Source organism: Paenibacillus lycopersici (genome assembly GCF_010119935.1).
Taxonomy (GTDB): domain Bacteria; phylum Bacillota; class Bacilli; order Paenibacillales; family Paenibacillaceae; genus Paenibacillus_Z; species Paenibacillus_Z lycopersici.
Genome location: NZ_CP048209.1, coordinates 6,633,057 through 6,653,454 on the forward strand (window position 1 = coordinate 6,633,057; position 20,398 = coordinate 6,653,454).

The following is a 20,398-nucleotide window of genomic DNA, read 5'->3' on the forward strand; positions in this document are numbered from 1 at the left end:
CGACTGTCAGCGGCTTGCCGGGAGAAAGGATCGCCGGAATGATCATAATCGCAGCGCTTGCTGGTCTCGCCTCCCTAGGAGCCTTGCATACCTTATGGGTGCGATACTCTTATTACCGCATCGGGAGCAAGAACGCCGGCGGCTTGACCGTCGTTCAGTTATCCGACCTTCACGGGCGAATCCGGTTCATCAACGGTTCGCTGGTCAGGAAGGTCAACCGGTTAAACCCCGACCTCGTGATGATTACCGGGGACCTTGCTTCCAGGAAGGGGCAGCTGCCGAAAATAATGAAGGAAATTCAGAAGATCCAATGCCCGCGTATTTTCTTCGTGCCGGGCAACTACGAACGCGAAGGAATGGACGGATTCCGGAAGAAATCGTACGCCCAGGCGGAATACGATTCGATCCTCTCGCAGCTCCGGCATCGGCATGTCGCCGTCCTCGACAACCGCGGAGTAACCGTCGAACACGCCGGTAAACGGGTGCTGGTGTACGGATTCGACAACTCCGTTTACGGCAATGAACGGATGACGCGGAGCGCCGAAGACGTTCAGCGCCACGACGCGGTCATCCTGCTGGCGCATTCGCCAAGTATCATCCACTACATAAGCCGCCATCGGATTCCGTTCGACTTGCTGCTGACCGGCCATACCCACGGCGGACAGATCCGGGTGATGAACCGGACGATCGGGGCCTATCGGCATTTCCACACGGGGCTGAAAATCATGAACGGAAGCGAACGCTTCTTCATTCACCGCGGACTAGGAACCGTGAAAATCCCGCTTCGGATCGGCTGTTCCCCCGAGATCGCCGTCTTCTCCCTCGGCGGCTGCTTCGGGCAGCCGGCTGAAACGGGCGCCATACGCAAATAAAAAAGGCAAGGCAGCACGTCGTTCTTCTGCTGCCTTGCCTTCTTAAACCTGATTAGCGCGACCTAGTCCGCTGCGGTCTGCCGCCCGGGCCTTGCTTGCCGCCTGGGCGGCCGCCTTTGGCGCCGCCGCCGGAAGCGCTGCGGCCTCCGGCAGCGCGGCCCGCTCCGCCGCGCGGAGAAGACGGGCCGCGGCCGCGGGATTCGCCGCCGCCGCGCGAGCCGTACTCGGCTTCGCGGCCGGCTCCGCCGCGGCCCGAGCCGCTGCCCGGGAACTGCGGCGCGCCGGCGCGGCCTGCTCCGCCGCGCGCTCCCGCTTCGCCGCGCGATGCGCCCGCGCCGCGGCCGCGTGCGGCGGTGCCGCGTTCGCCGGCCGCTTCGCCCGCCGGCGAGCTGTAGCGCGAGCGCCCGCGAGCAGGCGCTTCCGCGCGCCGCGCAGCGGCGCCCCATTGCGGCGGCTCATCCGTGCCGGAGCCGCGTTTGGCCGCGGCCGCGTATGCCCCGCCGCCGGCCGCCTTGCCGCCGCCCGCGGCGGAACGCCCGCCGCGGCCGCCTTGCGCGCCGCGCCCTGCGCCGGCACCGTGCCGGCCGGCGCCTCTGCGCTCGCCGCCCGAGCGGCCGCCCGTCGGCTTCTCGCCGCGTTCGCGCTTATCGCCGCCGCGCTCGCGCGGTTCGCGCGCAGGCGCTGCGCCGGCCCGGCCCTCGCGCGGAATGGACATCTGGATGCCTTTCTCGATGGCAGCCAGCTCCAGACGGTCATGCGGCGAGACGAGCGTTATCGCCAGCCCCGCTTCGCCCGCGCGGCCCGTCCGGCCGATGCGGTGGATGTAGCCTTCCGCGTTCTCGGGAATGTCGTAATTGAACACATGCGTGACGCCTTCGACATCAAGCCCGCGCGCCGCCACGTCCGTCGCGACGAGCAGATGCAGCTTCGCATCGCGGAACCGCTTCATGACCTGCTCCCGCTTCGCCTGCGACAAGTCGCCGTGCAGCTCGGCGCTGTTGAATCCGTTCTCCTGCAAATAATCGTTCAGCGCGCTCGCGCGCTTCTTCGTCCGGCAGAAGATCACGCCCAAATACGGGTTGTGCTCCTCCAGCAGCCGCTTCATCTGCTCCTGCTTGTTCTGCGCGCCCACCTCGACGGTCAGCTGGCGGATCGCCTTGACCGTCACCTGCGGCGCGCGCACCGTAATGTCCTTCGGTTCGATCATGAACCGCTGCGCGAGCGAGCGGACGCCTGCCGGCATCGTCGCCGAGAACAGCATCGTCTGCTTGCGGTAAGGCATCTGGGTCAGAATTTCCTCGACCTCGGTCAGGAAGCCCATATGCAGCATTTGATCCGCTTCGTCGAGGACGAGCATTTTGACCGCGCCGAGCTTGATCGCCCCTCTGCGGATATGGTCCAGCAGCCTTCCCGGCGTCGCCACGACGAGCTGTACGCCGCGCTTCAGCTTGCGCAGCTGCGACTCCACGTCCTGTCCGCCGTACACCGCGAGCACGCTGAATTCTTCCTTGCCCTCCAGCCGCTTCTTCAGCTCCGTCGTGATCTGCAGCGCGAGCTCCCGCGTCGGCGTCAGAATCAGCCCCTGCACGTCCTCGCGGTCCGCCCGCGTCTTCTCCAGCATCGGCAGCAGGAACGCCAGCGTCTTCCCCGTTCCCGTCTGCGCCTGGCAAATCACGTCGCTGCCTTGCATAATGACCGGAATCGCGCTCTCCTGAATCGGCGTCGCTTCCGTAATGCCCTCGTTCCGCAGCGACAGCGCCCTTTCCTTCGCAATTCCTAATTGTTCGAAACCTGCCAATATGTCCACCTCATTTTGTCTATGCACCCTGTATAAACGATTCCGTCTCCACAACCGGCATTCCCTATCGTACCACAGATGGGGGCTCCGCATGTACCGAATGTTCCCAAAATGCGCCATCGATTGCCAATTCATCCGCCCCCCGCCGCTGCAAACGGGCTTCATGCAGCTCCGCTATATTCTATTTTACCCAGAATAGGCTTCGTATAAGGAGGCTTGCCAAGATTGAAAGCCGCAGGTCATGATCCTGCCCCCGCCAGGCCGCCGTTCGGCTAAGGAGCAGCACCCGACAGGCTCCGGGCCCGAATGCGAAAGGCGCCTTCACGGATAGCGATCGGCTATCGATGGAGGCGCCTTTGCGCTCGGCTCATCCGGGGTCCGACTAGTCCCCGGGGGTCAATCTCGTTCAGCCGGCCGGTTTCTGAACGAGCGCTTGCAGCAGGCGGATGATTTCCGCCATGCCTCGGATGAAGGCGCCTGCCGCAAGCGATACGAACAGCGTCATCCAGAACCCCCGGCTATCCGCGCTGCTGAGCATATACAGGGCGCGTAAAATCCCGCCGATGGCGATGATCCAGGAGACGGCGACCAGCAGCGACGCGGTCTTGTTATCCTTCCGGTCGGTATCGTCCAATACGTAACGATTCAAATCCGATTTCATAGCGGTGCCTGCCCTTCTACGTCCTTGCCGCGTGCCGTCCATCCGTTCGGGACTACGGCCGCTGGAGCGTGAGATGTTCCGTTATTGTCTGCTATTGTCGCCCCACGGCGTCTGCTGGTAGAAATAATTCGGTTTCTTCTCCGTATCGTCATAGCGCGTATGGAAGACGCCCGTCGTCGCCGGCGACAACGGCGGAATGAGCCAGGACCAGCGTCCCGTCGGCGTCCGGCCGTTCTGCCGCTCCTTCTCCGCGAACAGGGCGAATTGCCTGGTCGCGGTGTGATGGTCGACGATCGTGACGCCCTGCGTCTTGAACGAATGCAGCACCGCCACGTTCAGCTCCACGAGCGCCCTGTCGCGCCATAGCGTCGATTCCCTCGCCGTGTCCAGCCCCATCAGCGCCGCCAGCTTCGGCAGCATGTCATAGCGCGAAGCATCCGCCAAATTGCGCGCCCCGATCTCCGTTCCCATATACCACCCGTTGAACGGCGCCGCCGTGTAATGCAGGCCGCCGATCTCCAGCCGCATGCCGGAGACGAACGGCACGGCGTACCATTTCAGCCCCAGCCGCGCGAACGCGGGCAAATCCGGATGCGCGAGCGGCACCTCCAGCACGAGGCCCCGCGGCACGTCGAACCAGCGCGGCTCGCGGCCGCCGATCTGCACGACGATCGGCAGCACGTCGAAGGCCGTGCCCTCCCCGCGCCAGCCCAGCGCTTCGCACATCCGCGTCAGCTCCTCCGACACCGGGTCGCCGACGATCGAGCCGTCCGCCTGCCGATAGCCCGCGTACCGGATCAGCTGCTCGTTCCAGATCCGGACCCGCGGCCGTTCCGCATCCGCCGACGGTGCAAAAATCGTAATCGCGGGTAATAGTTTGCCCCCGTTCGTGGCATATTCGATATGGCGAAAGATCGCGTCCGCAATCTCTTCTTCCGTCCGTGCCGCCCGCGCGTCCTGAACGGTCAGCGACTCCCAGAACAGCCGTCCGACGCAGCGGTTGCTGTTGCGCCACGCCAGCTTGGCGCCGTACGCCAGCTCCGCGTCCGTATGCGTATAGGTACCGGTCGCCTCCAGCTCGTCCGCGATCCGCTTCAGCCTCGCGTCCGTCTCCTCGCGCGGAACGCCGAGCTCGCTGCCGAATTGTTCGATGAATGTCCCGGCCTCTTCCAGCAGCGCTGGCCGGCCGATGGCCGTCGATTGATTTTGCATCCTATTGATCCCTGCCGCTCATTCGTAAGATGATTCTATTATACCGGATTCCGCGGCCGATTGCCCGTTCCGCCGATTTTCAAACGAAATTTACTTTCATTAAGTAAGTGAAAAGCTTATAATCGTACGGAAGGCTGTCAACCTTACCTCGAAGGAGTGGAGAAATTTGACCCGTAATCACCTGGATACCCCCTATGCGCTCAAAAGCTTGTCGCTGCGCAATCGGATCGTCATGGCTCCGATGTGCCAATATGCCGTCGAAGCGAAAGACGGAATCCCGAACGAATGGCATTATGTCCACTACGTCACCCGCGCCATCGGCGGCGCGGGCCTGATTATTATGGAAATGACGGACGTCGAGCCGAACGGCCGCATTACCGATTACTGCCTCGGCCTGTGGTCCGACGACCATATCCCGGCCTATCGCCGGATCATCTCGGAGGTGCGCAAGCACGGCGCGAAGATCGGCATTCAGATCGCCCATGCCGGACGCAAGGCCGAGCATGCCGCCGAGCCGGTCGGACCGTCCGATATCGCGTTCAGCGACGCCTACCGCAAGCCGCGCGCGCTGAGCACGGAGGAAGTCCGCGGCATGGTCGTCAAGTATCGGGAAGCCGCCCGCCGCGCGGTCGAAGCCGGCGTCGACACGATCGAGCTCCACGGCGCGCACGGCTACCTGATCCACCAGTTCCACTCGCCGATCATCAACAACCGCACGGACGAGTACGGGCAGGATCGCGCGCTGTTCGGCGCGCAGGTCATCCAGGCGGTCAAGAGCGTCATGCCCGCCGATATGCCGCTCATTATCCGCGTATCCGCGGCGGAATACGCCGACGGCGGGTACGACCTCGCCTATGGCATCGATATTTTCCGGCGCTACCGGGATGCCGGCGTCGATCTGTTCCACGTCTCGAGCGGCGGCGAAGCGCCGATCGGCAGCCGGAAGCCGGATTTCTATCCCGGCTACCAGGTTCCGCTTGCGCGCGAGCTGAAGCAGGCGCTCGGCGTGCCGGTCATCGCCGTCGGCATGCTCGACGATGCCAAGCTCGCCGACGCCACGATCGCTCACGGCGACGCGGACATGGTCGCCGTCGCCCGCGGTATGCTGCGCGATCCCTATTGGGCGCTGCATGCGATTCAGGCCGTCGGCGGCAAGACGGCCGGCGAATTGATTCCGCGGCAGTACGAACGCGCCTATTAATCCATCGCCCCGGCACTGCGCTGCATTTGCTCTGCATCGCGCGGCATTGCCCGGCTCGGCGCTCCACTGCTCGGCATTTACGCGGCAATGCGCGACATTTGCGCTGCACCGCCGCGGCTCTCCATTGCGCGGCATCAGAACGGCCCGAAGCGAAACGCGGCGAATACCGCGGGTCTCTTCGGGCCGTTCCGCGTCCATCCGCTTTCGCCCGTTCGCGCATGCGGCTGCCGTTCCTTCGCCGGCTTAAGCCTTGCCGGCCGCGCGCCTCGGTCATTCCTCGTCCCCCGCATACATGGCGGACATAGCCCGGGCCTCCCCGGCGATCCGCTCGCGCAGCTCCTGCGGCGCGAGCGCCTTGACATGCCTCCCGTACGCAAGGATAACGCCGCAAGCCGCATCGGGCGTATGAAATTCCGCTTCGGCCTCGATCCAGCCCTCGCCGCCGTCGGCATGCCCGCCGACCGTCACGAACCGCTCGCGGACGAAGCGGCTCCACACGTCCGCGGCTACGAGCACCTTCGCCTCGTATCGGGGCAGCCGGTCGCGAAACGAGGCAAGCGACTGCTCCCAGGCGGAAGCGAGGTCGAACGCCGCCGGACGCTCGAACGATTCGGCCGTCAGCCGCGCCTCCTCCATTCGCGAAATCCGGTACGTACGCAGCTCGTCTTCCGTATCGGCGAGCGCCATGACGTACCAAGTGCCCGTCTTGAAGACGAGCCCGAGCGGCCGGATGAGCTTGTCCTTGGCTTCCTCGCCTCCGGGCGGGCGGTAAGTCATGCGCAGCTTCCGAGCCGCCCATACCGCCTCCTGCACGACGGCCAGCGAGGCGCCGGCATCGCGCGGTCCCGCATCGCGCCAGCCCGCGCCGTCGATATGCAGCCGTTCGCGGACGAGCTCCGCGTCGCGGCGGGTCCTAGGCGGCAGCGACGCGAGCAGCTTGCTTGCCGCCGTTCGCGCGCCGCCCTCCAGCCCGAGGTCCCGGACGACGTCCCGCGGGAAGAGCAGCGACGAAATTTCCGCCGTCGTCAGACCCGTCAGCCGGCTGCGGTAACCTTCGGGCAGCGACCAGCCGCCTCCGCTGCCCCGGTCCGCGTACACGGGAATGCCCGCGACGCTCAGCGCCTGCGTGTCCCGATGAACGGTCCGCTCGGACACCTCCAGCTTCTCCGCCATTTCCTTCGCCGATAATTTGCCGTGCGCCTGCAGCAGGGCCAGCACCGCCATCAACCGATCCGCGCGCATCGTTCTCCGCCTCCTTCTATCTTCGATTGTAGCATTTGAATAAGACAATAGCTGTCATGTTTGCAGGCTATACTGATAGCGTTCGTGGATTTATGGCTGCCGAGCGCGCCATGCAGACTTATGCCGGCCTTATTCCAAAAGGAGGATGACTAATGAAACCATTGACAGGACAAATCGCCGTTGTGGCGGGAGCAACGAGAGGAGCCGGGCGCGCGATTGCCGCCATGCTGGGCGCCGCGGGCGCAACCGTCTACGCGACGGGCCGCAGCGTGCGCGGCAACCCGTCGGATATCGGCCGCCCGGAGACGATCGAGGAGACGGCGGAGCTCGTGACGGAGTCGGGCGGCCGCGGCATCGCGGTCCGCGTCGACCATACCGTGCCCGAGGAGGTGCAGGCATTGTTCGCGCGCGTAGCGGAGGAGCAGGACGGACGGCTCGACATCCTGGTCAACGACGTCTGGGGCGGCGAATCGCTGACGGAATGGGGCAAGCCGTTCTGGGAAGGCTCGCTGGACAAGGCGCTGCTCATGCAGCGACGGGCCGTGCACTCGCATATGATTACGAGCTATTACGGCGCTCCGCTCATGATCCGCCGCGGCTCGGGGCTGATCGTGGAAATTACGGACGGCATCGATTACAAGTATCGCGGCAACCTGCCTTACAGCCTGGCGAAGACGTCCGTTATCCATCTGGCCGAATCGCAGGCGGCGGAGCTGCGGCCGCACGGCGTCGCCGCCGTCGCGGTAACGCCGGGCTTTCTCCGTTCGGAGGAAATGCTGGCCCATTTCGGCGTAACCGAAGCGAATTGGCGGGACGCGGGGGCGCAGGATCCGCATTTTCTCCAGTCGGAGACGCCGTTCTTCGTCGGTCGCGGCATCGCGGCGCTGGCGGCGGACCCCGATCTGATGAGCAAATCGGGCCGCATCTTCTCTTCGTGGGGCTTGTCCGACGACTACGGCATCGAGGACGTCGACGGGCGGCGGCCGCACTGGGGACGCTACGCGGAAGAGCAGGGCTTCTATAAGTGACGGAATCGGGTCGGCGGCGAGCGCGGCCGGCAAGCGGCGCAGCGCATGACCCCGCCGGCGTCGTCTTTGCATGCCGCGGCCCGGGAGCCTTCAAGAAGGCCTCCGGGACCGTTCTTCTCGGCTCGGCGAGCGAGCCGCCGGACGCGCCGCGGACACCGCCTGAGCCGCCTCCTTTCCCCTCCGCTCGGCCGTATCCCGTTCCGCATCCGACATTCGCATTCGGGACGAAACATGATACACTGAAGCTAACTATGGCATTGGAAAGGCAGGGCAAACGGATGGAGCATACATTTACGATCGAGCCGGGCGCATTCAGCGCTTTCGCGGACGAAGACGCGTTGATCGAGCAATGCAAGCAGTGGGGCCTGCTGTCCGACAAGGCGGTCAAGTCCAAGGCGTTCGTCTACAAACGCGGCGGCAGCGCCATGCCCTGCGCCATCGTCGGCTTCGTCGATTTCATGACGGCCGTCATCGAGTTCGGGAACAAGCAGCGCCACCTGATTCATCCGGCGCTCCTCAAGGAAATGCAGGCGTCCAACTACGGCCAGCGGCAGCGCCCGGCCGATGCGCCGGAGACGGCGGAGGCGGAGGCGGACGCGCAGCAGGATGAGCCGGCTTCGGCGGCAGCGGGTGCCGGGGGCTCCGGTACCGAAGCGGACGTTCAGGCGAAAGCTCCGGCTGCGAAGGACAGCGCGCCAGCCGCCGCCGCCGTCGGCCACCAGGAGGAAGCCCCGGACCGCGCGCAAGCGGCGACGGCGGACGAGCCTTCCGCGGAGAAAGCGCCGCCCGAAGCCGCCAAGGAGAAGCCGGCCAAGAAGAAATCGGCCAAGCCGCAGCTCCCGGAGGAGAAGGTGAAGATGACCGCGACGGTCAAGGAGTTCGCCACGGTGCCGAACCATTTCGCCGAGGAGGACGACGAGGTCGTTATTTACGGGAACGTCGCGATCACGGAGCCGGAGCTCGAGCTCGGCGACGCATGGTCCAGCCACAGCAACACGCTTAAGAAGCTCGAGCTGGAGGTCGGCGATACGATCACGTTCGAAGCGAAGGTCGTCGCCAAGAAGCTGACGAAGCATCCCGTTCCGTACAAAATCAACAATCCGAGCAAGCTTGCGAAAGTATAACCATCGTCGCTGCATGCGCGATTCCCGCGTTTGCAGCCATTCATGAGAGCAGCGATAAACGAACGGCGGGCCGAATTCGGGGAAGCATCCCCTGTTTCGGCCCGCCGTTCGTTTATTTCTTCTTCCCGACCTCGCGCGTCACGCTTCGGCGTTCGCTCAAACTGACCGGAATTTCCCCGTCGATCGTCACGCGGCGCACGACGCGCTTGGCGCTTCCGTAATCGTTCACCGCGTAATGCTGCGTGGCGCGATTGTCCCAGATGACGACGTCGCCTGCCTGCCATCTCCAGCGAACCGTGTTTTCCAATTGCGTAATATGCCGCTGGAACAGACGGTACAGATCTTCGGAATCCGCAGTGTTGTAGCCGATGAAGCGCTTGAAGAAATGGCCCAGGAGCAGGTGCTTCTCCCCCGTCTCCGGATGCACGTGCACGAGCGGATGCTCGGTCTCGTACACCTTGGACGTGAACACCTCTTCGAAATGCTTCCTGCCGTTCTCGCTCCATACGTACCGCTGGTTCACGTAATCGTAGTCGTTGGAGTGGATGGCCCACAGCCGCTCGGCGAATTGCTTCAATTCGACCGGCAGCGTATGGTAGGCGGCATGCGTATCGGCCCATACGGTGTCTCCGCCCGACTCGGGGATGGAGACGCCGCGCAGGATCGAGATCTTGGGATAGGCAGCCTGGAACGTGACGTCCGTATGCCACGAGTTCGCGCGGTCGCCCTTGTCGGAGTCGAGCTCCAGCGTATAGTCCGTGCCTGCGATGGCCGGTACTGTCGGATGCGCGACGGGATTGCCGAATCGCTTCGCGAACTGCTCCTGCTCCTCGTTGGTCAAATGCTGCTGGCCGCGGAAGAAAAGCACCTTATGCGCGAGCAGCAGCTCGTAAATCGCTTCGAACGAAGCGTCGTCCAACTCCCCTGAGAGGCGGGCCCCCGACACCTGGGCGCCGAGGCGTCCCGCGATCCGTTCGACCTTCCATTCCTTTGTTCCCGTTACCGTCACTGCCATGTTACATCCCTCCGTTATTCTGGTATAAGGCAAAAAAAGGCCAGGGAAAGGGTTCCCTGGCTTCCAGCGGTCTGGTCAGCGTTGGCTTGTTCGTATAATTCCGATAACTCCAATCGGATTAATAATAAGATAGCGGATGGCTTCCGCTTCTGTCAATACTATAATTTTTTGTAATTTTATTGCAGGAACGGTTGACGAAGCGGCATCGCTAGGGATATAGTAAACGCAATATTTCGCACTGAATTACTCGGTATTATATCTCCATGCGAATAACGCGCTTCACGATAACCGCATATTACGACCGTCCGGACAACTGGAGGTTCCCTCGCATGGCAGACGCCATGCGCCGGGAGCCTCTTTTTTTCTATGCATGAAACAAGGAGGAAACGAAATGAGTTCACAACCGAACGTGCTATTGATTTTGAACGACGACATGGGGTACTCGGACATCGGCTGCTACGGCGGCGAAGTCGATACGCCCAATCTGAACCGCCTGGCCGCGCACGGCTTGCGGTTCTCGCAGTTCTACAATACGGCCCGCTGCAGCCCCACGCGCGCCTCGCTCTTGACCGGCCTGCATCCGCATCAGACGGGCGTCGGCATTCTCGTGGACGACGACGGCCCCGAAGGGTACGCCGGCAACCTGAACGAGCGCTGCGTGACGATCGCCGAAGCGCTGAAGGACCACGGCTACCGTACATACATGAGCGGCAAGTGGCATGTCGCGACCGATATTTTCAACCCGAACGATACGTGGCCCAGGCAGCGCGGATTCGACCGCTATTACGGCATCATCACGGGAGCGGCGGATTACTTCCAGCCGGTCACGCTGACCCGGGACAACGATAACGCGGAGCACGAAGCGCTGGCCGAGGACTTCTATCTGACGGACGCGATCAGCGACGATGCGGCGCGCAATATCCGCGAGCACGCGGCCGCCGGGCCGGATCGGCCGTTCTTCCAGTATGTCGCGTACACCGCGCCGCATTGGCCGCTGCACGCGCCTGAAGAAGATATCGCGAAATACAAAGGCCGCTTCGACGAAGGCTGGGACGTTCTCCGCGAGCAACGATTGCAGCGCTTGGTCGAGCTCGGACTCGTGGACGCCTCCTGGGCGCTGTCCGAACGCGATCCTTCCCAGCCGGCCTGGGAGAACGCGGAAGATAAGGAATGGCGGCTGCGCCGGATGGAGGTCTACGCGGCGCAGATCGACCGGATGGATCAGGGCATCGGGCGCATCGTGCGGGCGCTCGAGGAGACGGGTCAATTGGACAATACGCTGATTCTGTTCCTTGCGGACAACGGCGGCTGCGCGGAAGAGCTCGACGAGCCGTTCACCGCGTTCCTGAAGAAGCGCAGAAGCCTGCTGGAGAAGGCGAAGGACGGAAGCCCGATCGCGTACGGCAACGGCCCGGGCGTGCTGCCGGGTTCGCAGCGCACCTATCAAAGCTACGGCGTCGCCTGGGCGAATTTATCGAATGCGCCGTTTCGGCTGTATAAGCACTGGGTGCACGAAGGCGGCATTTCGACGCCGCTCATCGCGCACTGGCCGGCGGGCATTCATGAGCAAGGCGGCATCCGCCATTCCCCGGGGCAGCTGACGGACATCATGGCGACGGTGCTCGAAGCAACCGGCGCCCCTTACCCGCAAACGTATCGCGGACGCGACATTCTGCCGCTGGAAGGCGAGAGCCTTGTCCCGCTCTTCGCATCGGATGACCGCGATCGCCGTCCGCTGTTCTGGGAACACGAGGGCAACGGCGCCGTCCGGGTCGGCAGATGGAAGCTGGTGCGGAATTATCCGGATGCGTGGGAGCTGTACGATATCGAAGCGGACCGTACGGAACAGCGCGATCTGGCGGCCGCCCTCCCGGAGAAGGCGAAGGAGCTCCGCGAGCTATACGAGCAATGGGCAGCGAGAGCCGGCGTCATTCCGCGCGAGAAGATTCTGGACCTGTACGCCAAGGCGCGCGGCGAAGAGGCCTCGGGCGCGACGCATTTCATTCGAAAATAAAGGAGCGAACCGCATGAGCGGCGGTGAGCAGCGGCGTGAAGGGGTAGACGGGATGTTGTGCGTGCCGCTAGGGGCGCCGAGCTTTGCAGGGCTATATGCAACAGGCCATCGACCAAGCGTCGATGGCTCTGCCTGGTGATGATCATCACGCAGGCTAAGGGCGCGGCGGATATTCCCGCCGCGCCCTTCGTATGTTCAGCCGCCGATCCGGGCAGGAAGCGACGCCCGCACAGGCACGACCCGCCACGGAATGAGCGACCATGTTGCGGCTATGCGCCCGGCGCGAACGTCGAAAACAAGCCCATGGACAGGAGATCCGCTATAGACCGATTACTATTGATTTTGGACTAGCTCGCGGACCGTCGTTCCGCTATTTTGCCCGCGAGGCGGGTTTTCGGCTCTGTCCGACGGCAATAACGGATCCTCTGTCCGTCTCTCCCCCAATATGCCCCGATTTCGAGTCAATAACGGATCCTCTGTCCGAATCCCTTGCAGCCCCGGCGGGCATCCCAGGCCACACGGCTCCGACGGGCATCCCAGGCCGCCCAGCTCCGGCGGGCATCCCAGGCCGCACGGCTCCGGCGGGCATCCCAGGCCGCACGGCTCCGGCGGGCATGTCCGGCCGCACGGCTCCGGCGCGTATGACTGGCCGCACGGCTCCGGCGGGCATGCCGGCTGCACGGCTCCGGCGCGGATCCCAGGCCGCCCAGCCCCGGCGGGCATGCCAGACTGCCTGCCCGGCGCGTATGCCTATCACGCGCGCTCCGCCCCGGTTCGCCCTATCCGCTCAGCGCATTCCGCATGGCCAGGATATACTTCGCCTCGTCCAGCGGATTGACGCCCCGCCGCACTCGCGAAACGTCGACGTTCGGCGGGCATTCGCGGTAGCCGGCGAAGAACGTCGTGAGCGCGCCGCGCCCTTTCGTCATGGCGCCGAGCCGCGCCGGGAAGTCCAGCGTCGTCGCGACGGGCAGCAGCCCTTCGATCTCCATCCGCTCCTGGCGCAGCACCGGCGCTTCGAACTCCCCGCGCATGACGACCAGCTCGTTCATGAGCTTGCCGCCGTATTCCTCCGGCACCGACAGCCGGAAACGCAGCATGGGCTCCAGCAGCTTCGTGCCGACGTTCGCCAGCCCGTTCATGATGCCCATCGGCGTCGCGATGACGAAGTCGAGCGGATGGGTATGCCAGACATGGTGCTCGCCTTCGACGAGCGTCACGGACAGGTCCGTGACCTCCCAGTTCCGCAGCCCTTGCTGCAGCGCTTCCGGCACGCGCCGCGCGACCTCGTTCTGATAGCTGTCCAACAGCCGCTCGTTCCGCACGTTCGACTTGTAGACGAGGCCGCTGCCCCGCTCGCCCGGCTCGATGACGAACCGCAGGATCGCCCAGCACGGTTTCGGCGCCAGATACGCCACGAACCCTTCGCCCGCCGCGGCCGGCGTCTCCTTGTAGATGACCGACGGCGCGCCGAAGCTGACCGCCAGCTTGAACCGGGTCAGCAGGATGGACGTCAGCACCTCCATCTGGATCGGCCCCATCACCTTCAAATGCAGCTCGCGCTCGTCCTGCAGCCATTGCAAATCAAGCTGCGGATCCTCGTCCGCCAGCTCCTGGAACGCCGCGACGACCGCGGGATAGTCCGCCTCGCTGCCCCACTGCACCTGCACGGTCAGCAGCGGCACCGCCAGCCGCTTCTCGCCCGGCACGCCCTCCGGCGAGCCGAGCACGTCGCCGATGCGCGCGCGGCTGAGGCCGTACACGGCGGCGATGTCGCCTGCCGCAAGCACGCCGATGTCCTCCGATTTCTGTCCGTGCACCCGGCGGATCTGCGTTACTTTGTCCTGCGTGTCCCGCGTGTGGTTATGCACCGTATCGCGGTTGCGAATCCGGCCTTGGTAGAGACGGACGTACGCGATTTTGCCCATGACGGGGTCGCGTTCCATCTTGAACACGACGCCTGCCGCCGGCGCCTCCTCCGATCCGGACGGAGCCGGCAAATACGCGAGTATCGCGTTCATCAGCTCTTTCACGCCGATGCCGCGGTTCGATGAGCCGAACAGCACCGGGAACAGCGCCCCGCGGTGCGCGCCGGCCACGAGCGCGGCTGCCGCGGCCCGCTCGTCCAGCGGCTGGCCGTCCAGATACGCTTCAAGCAGCGCCTCGTCCTGCTCCGCCGCCGCTTCCAGCAGCCGCTGCCGTTCCGGCTCCGCCCACGGATGGCCCGCCATCTCCGACGCGTCCAGCAGATTAACCGATCCGGCGAAATCCGCCTCCGCGCCGATCGGCGCGGCAATCGGCACCGCGCCGGGCGACAAGAGCCGATGCAGTTCCGCGAGCACCCGCTTCGCGTCCGCGCCGATCCGGTCCATTTTATTCACGTAGATGATCGTCGGAATGCCCAGCTCCCGCAGCGCCTGCCAAATAATTTCCGTCTGCGCCTGCACGCCTTCCACCGCCGAGACGATCAGCACCGCCCCGTCCATGACGCGCAGCGAGCGCTCCACCTCGGACAGAAAATCGACATGCCCCGGCGTGTCCACCAGGTTGATCGGCGTGTCCTGCCACGCGAATCGCGTTACCGCCGCGCGCACCGAGATGCCCCGCTCCCGCTCCACGTCCATCCAATCGGTCTGCGCCGTACCTGCATCCACGCTGCCAAGCGCGCGGATATGCCCGCTCTGGTAGAGCATCTGCTCGGTCGTCGTCGTCTTGCCTGCGTCGACGTGGGCGAAAATCCCGACGTTGCGCAGCTTGATCGTTGTTCCGGCTTTAATCGTATCTTCAGCTTTTGTCGTCATAGTAGATATGTTCCGCCTGAACCAGCCGGCCTCCCGTTATCGTGAATATGCCGAAGGAATACTTCGGCTGCCGGCGTTTGTCCGCCGCCGACCCCGGATTGAACATCAGCACCCCGTCCCGCTCTCGCTTCACGGGCACATGGGAATGACCGAAGACGATGACGTCGACGCTGCCGGCGGAGAACGACTTGAACGCGTTCGTCTCCGTGTCCGCGCGTTTGCCCATCCCGGTATGGCCGTGCACGATGCCGATGCGCACGCCGCCGAACGTTACGATTTTGCGGTGCCCGAATTTCGACGCGATGTCCGAACCGTCGTTATTGCCCGCCACGCCGTCCGTCTCCGCGTACGCGCGAAGCATATCCCACACCGCCATCGTCATCCAATCGCCGGCATGCAGAATCGCGTCGGCGTTCGCCAGCTCCCGAATCAGCCGATCCGGCAGCTTCTTGGCCATACGCGTCATGTGCGTATCGGAAACCACGACAACCTTCATGGCTGTTCAACTCCTTCGCCGCGCCCGCCGTGCCGCCGTTGTCCCTCTGCCGCCCGGACGCTTGATAGCTTCATTATTGGGCAAAACCCCGCTTCGTTCAATAGCCGCCTTCAAATTAAGCCGGACATCGCGCCCGCCTTTCGCGAATAGGCGAAAGTGGCCGTGAATCATATCCGAAGGCTGCACCCGCTCCCGCTCGTCATTGCCGCCGCCGGTTCGTTCCCGGCGCCGCTCCGCTTACAGCAGCGTATAGTCCAGCCACTCCGGAGGCAGCAGCCGCCGGTACGAGGGCTGCAGGTAGCGGTCGTCGATCAGCAGCAGCACGCCCCGGTCCTGCTCGGAACGAATCAGCCGGCCTCCCGCCTGCAGCACCTTGTTCATGCCGGGGAATTGGAACGCGTATTCGAATCCGCCCCTCCCCGTCTCGTCGAAGTACGTCTTCATAATGTCCCGTTCGAACCCGACCTGCGGCAGGCCGACGCCGACCACGGCGACGCCCGTCAGCCGGTCTCCGACCAGATCGATCCCTTCCGCGAAAATGCCGCCCATGACCGCAAAGCCGATCACCCGCTCCCCGGCCCCGCTTTGGAAGGCGGCCAGAAACCGCTCCCGCTCTTCCTCGGACATACGCGCGCTTTGCACGATGATTCTCATGTCGTCCGCATCCGTCCGCTCCTGCCGCTGCGCGGCGAATCGCTCGCAGGCATCCTCCATATAAGCATAGGAGGGGAAGAACAAGAGATAGTTGCCCCGGTGCTGCGCCGTCACCCGGCTGAGCAGCGACACGATCGGCTCCTTCGTCCGCTCCCGGTCCTGGTACCGGGTGGACATCGGGCTGACGTACACCTCCAGCTGCTCGCGCGAGAACGGCGACGGAATGACGACGGAATAGTCCGCTTCGCCGTCGCTGCCCAGCATGTCCATGTAATAGGAGAGCGGCGTCAGCGTCGCCGAGAAAAACACCGTCGAGCGGTAGCCTTTGCCCATCGTGCGCAGCAAATGCGACGGGTCGAGGCAGAACAGCTTGACCCGCACTTCGCTTCGCTCGCATTCCGTGTACGTGACGTACCGTTCGTCGTAAAGCTTGGCCGCTCGCACGAAGTTCTGGCAGGCGAAATAGAGCTCCAGCAGCTCCGGAGTGCCGGGGGCCGTGCCGCCGCGGCCGCCCGATGCGGCATCGGCAGGCACGAGATCGCCGATGACGTGGCCGCCCGGGGCCGCACTGGCCGGCGATAAGCTGCCGGAATCCCGGTCGCTCTGGCCGGCTTCAACCGCTGCCAGGCTGCTGGAGGCGCGGTCCCTTGCGGCTGCGCTAGCTGATGCGGGGCTGCCGGAGCCATGGTCGCTCGTCGCTGCGTAGGCCGATGCGAGTTTGCCGGGGTCACGGTCGTTCGTGGCTGCGCTAGCTGATGCCAGGCCGCCGGAGCCACTACCGTCCGTGGCCGCACTGGCCAGCGCGAGGCCGCCGGAGCCGCGGCCGCTTGTCGCCGACTGACCGCCGGACTCGTCGCTTCCCGCCAGCGCGAACAAGCCCTCTTCGCTCGCATAGCCGGCTTCTGCGCCCGCCTGCACGCCCGGAACCGCCGGGCTGCGGCCGCCTCCCGCTCCCCCATCCAGCAGCGCGCGCTCGGCCTGGACGACGAACGCTTCCGCCAGCGCGGCCAGCTCCTCCGGCAGCTCGCGGACGGATTCCCGCTGGCGGTCGCCGATCCGTTTGCGCTGCGCGAGCAAATGATCGTTGACGGCCTTGGCAGCGCCGTGCACGCCGGCATGCACGCCCTTATAGGCGCGCTGCACGGCCAGGAAGGCGCTCTTATGCAGCTCGGCGGAGTACATGTCCCGCGCCCGGTCGACCAGATTATGCGCCTCGTCGACGAGCACCGCCGTTCTGCGCTTCTGCTCGTCGAACATCCGCTTCAAGTTGACGCGGGGATCGAATACGTAGTTATAGTCGCAGACGATCGCATCCGCCCCGTAAGCGGCATCCAGCGAGAACTCGAACGGGCATACCCGATGCTTGCGGGCATAGACCTCGACGACCTCGCGCGTGATGAGCGTTTCATGGGCGCGCAAATCGAGCAGCGCCTCGTTGATCCGGTCGTAATATCCGTCCGCGTACGGACAATGCTCTTTGCTGCAGCGGACTTCCTCCTGGAAGCATATTTTCTCCTTGGCGGTCAACGTTACGGCCTGGAGCCGGAGCCCCTTCGCCTGCAGCATGGCGAACGCTTGCTCTGCCGACGCGCGGGCGCTCGTCTTCGCCGTTAAGTAGAGGACGCGCTGCAGCAGTCCTTCGCCGATTGCCTTGACCGCGGGGAAAATCGTCGACATCGTCTTGCCGATGCCCGTCGGCGCCTTCGCGAACAGCTTCCGCTTGCCGGCAATGCTCTTGTATACCGCGCCGGCAAGCTTGCGCTGCCCCTCGCGGTACGCCGCGAACGGAAAAGGCAGCTCCTTGATGCTCCGATCCCGCGCTTCCCCGTGCCGGACCTGCTGCACCGCGCACGGGTAGTAGGCGCGTACCATCTCGGTCAGAAACCGCTCCAGCTCCGCCCGCGTCCACCGCTGGCGAAACCGCCGCTCTGCCTCGCTCTGCGCCTGCACGTACGTCAACTGCACGGTGACGGCATCCTGCTCCCGATCCTTCGCGATCATGTACGCGTAACACTTGGCCTGCGCCCAGTGGACGGGGTACGTCTCGTCCACGCTCTCCGGCAGCCGTCCGGAAGTGGACTTGATCTCGTCGACGACGAAGCCGCCGTTCGCCTCGTCCGCCAGCAGCCCGTCGCAGCGCCCGTCCACGGCAAAAAGGAGATCGTCCATGACCATCTCCGCGCTGACGTACACTTCCTTCTCGTCTTGCTCGCCGTATTGCTTCTGTACGCGCTGATGCGCCTTCGTCCCGTCCGTCAGCGCAGCCGCTGTCCGGAAGCCGGATTCAATATCGCCGCTTCGATGCGCATATTCCACCAGCGCGCGCACCGACAGCCGGATCGTCGGATTCATCGCGACCGCCCCGCTTTCCATGAGAACATTCGTTCCTCCATTGTACCAGCAATCGGGGCTTGGACATAGCCATTTTCATCAATCTACCAAATCTTCCACGCGGTCCGCCAGAAACCGCCGATAGACGTGAACGACAATGATTTTGACGACCATATAGGCCGGAATCGCCAGAATGACGCCGAGAATGCCCGCGATGTCGCCGGCCACCAGCAGGAGCACGATCGTCGTCAGCGGATGAATATCGAGCCGCCTGCCGTAAATGCTCGGCGACAGCACATTGCTCTCGACCAGCTGCGCAACCACCGTCACGACAACCACCCAGACCACCATCGTCGGCGATACGGTGAACGCTACGATAATGGTCGGAATCGCTCCCAGAAACTGCCCGATGTACGGAATGATATTGAAGAAGAACGCGACGATCGCCAGCAGCAGCGAATACGGAAGCCCAATGGCCAGAAACCCGATGTAGAGCATGACGGCAAGCAGGCATGTAATGATGACGCGCCCGACGATGAAGCCGCTTAGCGCATCGTCGATTTCCCGGAGCGCCTCGGCCCCCTCCTTCCGGAAGCGCCGCGGAACGACGGCCAGAATGGACGACGAAATATGACCGCTGCCCTTCAGCATGTAGTACAGGATGATCGGCACGGTCGCGATAATGATTATGAAATTCGTCACGGCCGATACGACGTTCGATACATAGTTGGACGCCGCCGTAATGGCCTGGTTCAAGTAGTCGGAGAGCTTCGTCGACAACGCCGCCTCATCGACCGCGAACGACGAGAACCAGCGGCTGCTCTGCAGCTGGTTGAGCTGGTCCTTGAACTCCGCGATCAGCTGCGGCGCGCCCTTCACGAAGTTCTCCAGCTGCGTCTGCAGCGTCGGCCAGACGACGCTGACGAACACGGCGAGCAAAGCCGCGGCGAACAAGTAAATCAGCAGAATGGCAGCCATTTTATTGACCCGCCGCTTCACCATAGCGCTCACGACCGGACGAAGCAGGTAATAGCAGAAGCCCGCCAGCATGAACGGCACGATCAGAATATTGAATATGGTCAGCAAAGGTTTGAAAATAAAGCTGATCTTCGCGGTCAAATACACGATGAGCAGCAGCGCGATGATCCCCAGGCAAACCCGGAAAAAACCTTTTTGAAGCGACATGGACCTTCCTCCCGGCATCTCGCGCCCACCGCAGCGCATTATTCCGTTATTAACCGCAGCCAGTCCTCGTTCAAACGAGGGACTCGACGTTCCGACGATGGCCATCGGTACATGCTATGCCGGGAGGAGACGGTTCATGCCGGTATGCGCGCGCTGCAGAATCATCATGCCGCCTTATCCATTCTTAGATCCCTCGTTGTCGCCGCCGCTTCTACCGGTCGCTCTTTGAATTTTGGCTTCCAGCTCGCTCTTGACCCATTGCATGATCGGGCCGATCAACCATTCGGGGAAATAGTCCCCCCAGCCGGCACGCAGCCCGTTGGCCGTCATGCTTTGGAGAATAAGATAGAGCGTTCCGACCGACAGCGCCCCGAAAATAACGCCGGATTGCCCAAGCGCCTGATCCAGCAAGTGTCCGCCGGCAGGCAGCAGCAAAATAAAAAACGTTCGGAAAATGCCGTCCATTCCGTATTTGCCAACGTTCGCCGAATCTTTCCTGGCTGCGCATACGCCTGTCAGCCAATCCAAAAGGACAAAAAACATAAGCGCGTTCATAATCGCCCTGACTGCATCTCCCTCGCCGTAAAGAAATTCAATGATAGAGAAATTCCCGGATTGATCCATATATAACTCCCATCCCCTAACAAAAGAATAGTCCCTGCCGATGCAGGGCTGTGCCCAGCAATAGTTGACTGTCCAGCCGCGCATATCCCCACAGTGCGCTGCCGCAGCTTGCGCTTGCTTGGCGTTCCGATCCGGTCGGC

15 protein-coding genes are annotated in these 20,398 nt (G+C 63.7%); 5 read left to right on the plus strand and 10 right to left on the minus strand.

Translation table 11 applies throughout. The annotated features are described in order from the left end of the window. Positions 1–38: 38 nt before the first annotated feature. Positions 39–872 carry a metallophosphoesterase gene (locus GXP70_RS29020; protein ID WP_162360150.1) on the plus strand — a complete coding sequence of 278 codons (834 nt, stop codon included), beginning with the start codon at positions 39–41 and terminating at the stop codon, positions 870–872. Between the two features lie 52 nt (positions 873–924). Here the strand turns inward: GXP70_RS29020 and GXP70_RS29025 are convergent, their stop codons facing one another. The 3 genes from GXP70_RS29025 to GXP70_RS29035 form a co-directional block, all read right to left on the minus strand. Next, on the minus strand, positions 925–2,670 hold the full coding sequence (locus GXP70_RS29025; RefSeq protein WP_225442599.1) for a DEAD/DEAH box helicase: 1,746 nt from the start codon (positions 2,668–2,670) through the stop codon (positions 925–927). Between the two features lie 406 nt (positions 2,671–3,076). Then, complete coding sequence (locus GXP70_RS29030; RefSeq protein ID WP_162360151.1) at positions 3,077–3,331, minus strand: hypothetical protein; 255 nt, start codon at positions 3,329–3,331, stop codon at positions 3,077–3,079. Between the two features lie 81 nt (positions 3,332–3,412). After that, on the minus strand, positions 3,413–4,543 hold the full coding sequence (locus GXP70_RS29035; protein WP_162360152.1) for a nitric oxide synthase oxygenase: 1,131 nt from the start codon (positions 4,541–4,543) through the stop codon (positions 3,413–3,415). 232 nt (positions 4,544–4,775) lie between these two features. Here GXP70_RS29035 and GXP70_RS29040 point away from each other — a divergent pair, with 232 nt between their 5' ends. Continuing rightward, entirely contained in the window at positions 4,776–5,744 is a 969-nt protein-coding gene (locus GXP70_RS29040) for an NADH:flavin oxidoreductase/NADH oxidase (protein ID WP_162360740.1), read from the plus strand. A 270-nt stretch (positions 5,745–6,014) separates the two neighbouring features. Here GXP70_RS29040 and GXP70_RS29045 read toward each other — a convergent pair whose 3' ends face one another. Then, positions 6,015–6,986: a helix-turn-helix transcriptional regulator gene (locus GXP70_RS29045; RefSeq protein WP_162360153.1), complete on the minus strand. Its 972-nt coding sequence runs from the start codon at positions 6,984–6,986 to the stop codon at positions 6,015–6,017. Between the two features lie 152 nt (positions 6,987–7,138). Between GXP70_RS29045 and GXP70_RS29050 the strand changes: the two genes are divergently transcribed. Continuing rightward, entirely contained in the window at positions 7,139–8,014 is an 876-nt protein-coding gene (locus GXP70_RS29050) for an SDR family oxidoreductase (RefSeq protein ID WP_162360154.1), read from the plus strand. A 278-nt stretch (positions 8,015–8,292) separates the two neighbouring features. Continuing rightward, complete coding sequence (locus tag GXP70_RS29055) at positions 8,293–9,138, plus strand: hypothetical protein (RefSeq protein WP_162360155.1); 846 nt, start codon at positions 8,293–8,295, stop codon at positions 9,136–9,138. A gap of 112 nt (positions 9,139–9,250) precedes the next feature. Here the strand turns inward: GXP70_RS29055 and GXP70_RS29060 are convergent, their stop codons facing one another. Next, positions 9,251–10,153: a TauD/TfdA dioxygenase family protein gene (locus GXP70_RS29060; RefSeq protein ID WP_162360156.1), complete on the minus strand. Its 903-nt coding sequence runs from the start codon at positions 10,151–10,153 to the stop codon at positions 9,251–9,253. Between the two features lie 391 nt (positions 10,154–10,544). Between GXP70_RS29060 and GXP70_RS29065 the strand changes: the two genes are divergently transcribed. Beyond that, the gene (locus tag GXP70_RS29065) at positions 10,545–12,167 is read left to right on the plus strand and encodes an arylsulfatase (protein WP_162360157.1); all 1,623 of its coding nucleotides are present in this window, start codon (positions 10,545–10,547) and stop codon (positions 12,165–12,167) included. Between the two features lie 779 nt (positions 12,168–12,946). Here the strand turns inward: GXP70_RS29065 and GXP70_RS29070 are convergent. The 5 genes from GXP70_RS29070 to GXP70_RS29090 form a co-directional block, all read right to left on the minus strand. Further along, positions 12,947–14,968, minus strand: a complete 2,022-nt coding sequence (locus GXP70_RS29070; RefSeq protein WP_162360158.1) for a GTP-binding protein — start codon at positions 14,966–14,968, stop codon at positions 12,947–12,949. After that, positions 14,952–15,464 (minus strand): metallophosphoesterase family protein, encoded by a 513-nt coding sequence (locus GXP70_RS29075; RefSeq protein ID WP_162360159.1) that lies wholly within the window; start codon positions 15,462–15,464, stop codon positions 14,952–14,954. Before GXP70_RS29075 ends, GXP70_RS29070 begins: the two co-directional genes overlap by 17 nt. 237 nt (positions 15,465–15,701) lie before the next feature. Beyond that, on the minus strand, positions 15,702–18,491 hold the full coding sequence (locus tag GXP70_RS30010) for an ATP-dependent DNA helicase (protein WP_225442601.1): 2,790 nt from the start codon (positions 18,489–18,491) through the stop codon (positions 15,702–15,704). Between the two features lie 57 nt (positions 18,492–18,548). Then, positions 18,549–19,634, minus strand: coding sequence for an AI-2E family transporter (locus GXP70_RS29085; RefSeq protein WP_162360160.1), 1,086 nt, complete (start codon positions 19,632–19,634; stop codon positions 18,549–18,551). A gap of 174 nt (positions 19,635–19,808) precedes the next feature. Next, entirely contained in the window at positions 19,809–20,342 is a 534-nt protein-coding gene (locus tag GXP70_RS29090; protein ID WP_225442602.1) for a phage holin family protein, read from the minus strand. Positions 20,343–20,398: the final 56 nt, after the last annotated feature.

Excerpts from the sequence above, each read along its gene's own strand:
- GXP70_RS29020 (WP_162360150.1), top strand. The coding sequence starts at position 39 with ATGATCATAATCGCAGCGCTTGCTGGTCTCGCCTCCCTAGGAGCCTTG.
- GXP70_RS29030 (WP_162360151.1), bottom strand. The coding sequence starts at position 3,331 with ATGAAATCGGATTTGAATCGTTACGTATTGGACGATACCGACCGGAAG.
- GXP70_RS29035 (WP_162360152.1), bottom strand. The coding sequence starts at position 4,543 with ATGCAAAATCAATCGACGGCCATCGGCCGGCCAGCGCTGCTGGAAGAG.
- GXP70_RS29040 (WP_162360740.1), top strand. The coding sequence starts at position 4,776 with ATGGCTCCGATGTGCCAATATGCCGTCGAAGCGAAAGACGGAATCCCG.
- GXP70_RS29045 (WP_162360153.1), bottom strand. The coding sequence starts at position 6,986 with ATGCGCGCGGATCGGTTGATGGCGGTGCTGGCCCTGCTGCAGGCGCAC.
- GXP70_RS29050 (WP_162360154.1), top strand. The coding sequence starts at position 7,139 with ATGAAACCATTGACAGGACAAATCGCCGTTGTGGCGGGAGCAACGAGA.
- GXP70_RS29055 (WP_162360155.1), top strand. The coding sequence starts at position 8,293 with ATGGAGCATACATTTACGATCGAGCCGGGCGCATTCAGCGCTTTCGCG.
- GXP70_RS29060 (WP_162360156.1), bottom strand. The coding sequence starts at position 10,153 with ATGGCAGTGACGGTAACGGGAACAAAGGAATGGAAGGTCGAACGGATC.
- GXP70_RS29065 (WP_162360157.1), top strand. The coding sequence starts at position 10,545 with ATGAGTTCACAACCGAACGTGCTATTGATTTTGAACGACGACATGGGG.
- GXP70_RS29070 (WP_162360158.1), bottom strand. The coding sequence starts at position 14,968 with ATGACGACAAAAGCTGAAGATACGATTAAAGCCGGAACAACGATCAAG.
- GXP70_RS29075 (WP_162360159.1), bottom strand. The coding sequence starts at position 15,464 with ATGAAGGTTGTCGTGGTTTCCGATACGCACATGACGCGTATGGCCAAG.
- GXP70_RS30010 (WP_225442601.1), bottom strand. The coding sequence starts at position 18,491 with ATGGAAAGCGGGGCGGTCGCGATGAATCCGACGATCCGGCTGTCGGTG.
- GXP70_RS29085 (WP_162360160.1), bottom strand. The coding sequence starts at position 19,634 with ATGTCGCTTCAAAAAGGTTTTTTCCGGGTTTGCCTGGGGATCATCGCG.
- GXP70_RS29090 (WP_225442602.1), bottom strand. The coding sequence starts at position 20,342 with ATGCGCGGCTGGACAGTCAACTATTGCTGGGCACAGCCCTGCATCGGC.